Source organism: bacterium, from assembly GCA_024226335.1.
Classification (GTDB): Bacteria; Myxococcota_A; UBA9160; order SZUA-336; family SZUA-336; genus JAAELY01.
Genome location: JAAELY010000436.1, coordinates 1 through 2,337, shown reverse-complemented (window position 1 = coordinate 2,337; position 2,337 = coordinate 1). Strand labels below are relative to the sequence as shown.

Below are 2,337 nucleotides of genomic sequence, written 5' to 3'. Positions count from 1 at the left end.
CCCCGCCGATTCGGAGGAGTGATGGTCTACAAAGACGACTGGGTAATCGGCGAGACTTTCACAGTAGACAAAAACGCGATAGAGCGAGCCAACAAGGGCTGGGAGATCATCAAGAGGGATCTCGACATCACGACCTATGAGGCTCCGAACGGCGACACGTTCACGACCATACGAGGCAAGCGATGCTCCACCAACGATACGAAGACGAACTAGCGGACCTGACGTTCGGGCCGCTCAAGGAGGTATGTGATGACGACGAGAAGTCCCCGAAGATTTGGACACGCCCGCGGCGTCGCCTTGGCCTGTTTACTGGCCCTGACCTTGATGACGTCGTCAACGGCGATGGCGGAACCAATGCAACTCGGCGACATCGAGTTCGTCAAGATCATCGAGACTAACGCCTGCGACGAAGAAGCGTGCCGCAACGATCAAGACGTACTCCGCGCGTGCGACGACGAAGGAGGCGCGGACCCCGGAGCAACGCCGCAGTACACCTCGTTCGATCGCGGCGGGCGGATCATCGGCGAATGCCTGCTGACCTGCCGTAACCGTCACCGAGGCAACAGGATCAAGGCCGGCACTCGCGAAGTCTGCGGGCTCGTTCCCGAACCGCGGCCGGGTACGCTCGGCTTCGGCGACGGGCCCGATCCATTCGGCCTCTGCCGTTGGATAGTTGACGACAGCGACCCACAGAACCGCCGTCGCCTCGTGTGCGTGCGCGTTCACCAGCGCGACGCGACGGGCTTCCCTTGGCTGGAGTCTAACTGATGCGGAAGCGCCCGGTCAAGGAACGCTTCATGGAGAAGTTCCGCGCTGACTACTCAACTGGGTGCTGGGAGTGGACCGCCGCAAAGAACGCCTGTGGTTACGGCATCATCGGTTTTGCCGGTGGTTCACTCCTAGCTCACCGCGTCGCGTGGGAAATCTTCTTCGGCGAGATCACGGAACCGTGCGTTCTCCATCACTGCGACAACCCTGGTTGTGTGAACCCCGAGCATCTGTTCCTCGGCACGCAGCAGGACAACATCGCAGACATGAAGGAGAAAGGCAGGGCTCGCGCACCTGAACGGCGCGGCGAGGACGTCCCCACGTCGAAGTTGACAGAGAAGCAGGTGCTTGAAATCCGCGCTGACCCCAGGGTCCAACGCGAGATTGCCGCCGACTACGGTGTTCATCAAGTGACAGTCGGCGAGATCAAGCGCCGAGAGATCTGGACTCACATCTAACAGGAGGAATCCATGACCCGAACATTGAAGGTACTGGCCCTGGCCGCGGTGGTCTCGCTTACGGTTTCAGCATCCCCGCAGGACTGCACGCCGCAGACGACGGTGGAGGGCTGCGTGAACTGTTACGTGGCGAACTTCTACGAGATGGCGGCGCAGGAGGGTGCGAACGCGCCTTCCCCGCAGCAGCACGCTGACGCGGAGCGGGACGCGGAGGGATTCTGCTACGCGGTGCAGTGTTTGCCGTTGCGCGGTGCGTGCCCTGCTCCGGACTGCATTGGGCCGCGGCCGTTGGGGTGCTCGTGATGCTCGAAGACGCTGCGATGTTCGCCTGCGGAGTCTTTCTCGGCGGCGCGGTGATGTGGTTCGTCATCGACTACCGCCGGTACAAGGCGAAGTGCGAGGAAGCGAAACGGCGGTTGCCTTCGGTGTTCGGTAGTTGAAGATGGGCGGTCGGTGGTCGAGCAGGTCCACCAATGGCAGGGGGATGGTTCCCATAAACGTACTCACCCTGTCATTGGCTGCCATGACGCCACCGACCGTCCGCTAGGATGCCGCCGCGCTAGTGCGTAGTCGATGCTTGTAATGAGGTCGATGTTCCCGTTGGACTCGGGATGGCGCGGCGGCTGGAGGAATGATGGGTGACAACCGGAGACACCAAGCGCTTAGATTCTTGACAACGCTGGAAGCAGACCGAAATTTTTGGGAGGGCATCGCCCGACAGCGTGACGCCAAGATCCGCGAGCTTGAGGGGCGGTTGGAGAACGAAGGCGAACGTGTCGCTCTGCGCGACAAACCGTTACACCCGTTAACGTGCTGTGACGATTGCACTACTGCACGGACCGCCCTCCAGCGCGTGAAGGATGGGGGGCTGGTGCGGTGCCAGCGTCCACGCGCCGATATGTCTGAAGGACGTATCAACATCGAGTGTAGGACCGCCGACTATATGCTGCCGAGTGACGACTGGTGCGATGGCTGCCGGTGGAACGAGGAGAACGGCGATGGGTAGATACCGAAAGAAACCAGTGGTGATCGAGGCGTTTCAGTACAAGCGGAGTTCACCGTGGCCGGAAGGTGTCGTAACGGTAGGCGGGGTGCCTGTTGTTCCTACGCT

The 2,337-nt window shown here is 61.2% G+C and carries 5 protein-coding genes; all 5 read left to right on the top strand.

Features of this window, described 5'->3' with window-relative positions; genetic code table 11:
• Positions 1 to 21 precede the first annotated feature (21 nt).
• Positions 22 to 213, top strand: a complete 192-nt coding sequence (locus tag GY725_20975; protein ID MCP4006660.1) for a hypothetical protein — start codon at positions 22 to 24, stop codon at positions 211 to 213.
• Between the two features lie 84 nt (positions 214 to 297).
• Positions 298 to 768: a hypothetical protein gene (locus tag GY725_20970; protein MCP4006659.1), complete on the top strand. Its 471-nt coding sequence runs from the start codon at positions 298 to 300 to the stop codon at positions 766 to 768.
• The gene (locus GY725_20965; protein MCP4006658.1) at positions 768 to 1,226 is read left to right on the top strand and encodes an HNH endonuclease; all 459 of its coding nucleotides are present in this window, start codon (positions 768 to 770) and stop codon (positions 1,224 to 1,226) included. Before GY725_20970 ends, GY725_20965 begins: the two co-directional genes overlap by 1 nt.
• Positions 1,227 to 1,238: 12 nt before the next feature.
• Entirely contained in the window at positions 1,239 to 1,529 is a 291-nt protein-coding gene (locus GY725_20960) for a hypothetical protein (protein ID MCP4006657.1), read from the top strand.
• The gene (locus GY725_20955) at positions 1,529 to 1,666 is read left to right on the top strand and encodes a hypothetical protein (GenBank protein MCP4006656.1); all 138 of its coding nucleotides are present in this window, start codon (positions 1,529 to 1,531) and stop codon (positions 1,664 to 1,666) included. The genes GY725_20960 and GY725_20955 overlap by 1 nt, the downstream gene beginning before the upstream one ends.
• Positions 1,667 to 2,337: the final 671 nt, after the last annotated feature.

Excerpts from the sequence above, each read along its gene's own strand:
- GY725_20955 (MCP4006656.1), top strand. The coding sequence starts at position 1,529 with ATGCTCGAAGACGCTGCGATGTTCGCCTGCGGAGTCTTTCTCGGCGGC.
- GY725_20960 (MCP4006657.1), top strand. The coding sequence starts at position 1,239 with ATGACCCGAACATTGAAGGTACTGGCCCTGGCCGCGGTGGTCTCGCTT.
- GY725_20975 (MCP4006660.1), top strand. The coding sequence starts at position 22 with ATGGTCTACAAAGACGACTGGGTAATCGGCGAGACTTTCACAGTAGAC.
- GY725_20965 (MCP4006658.1), top strand. The coding sequence starts at position 768 with ATGCGGAAGCGCCCGGTCAAGGAACGCTTCATGGAGAAGTTCCGCGCT.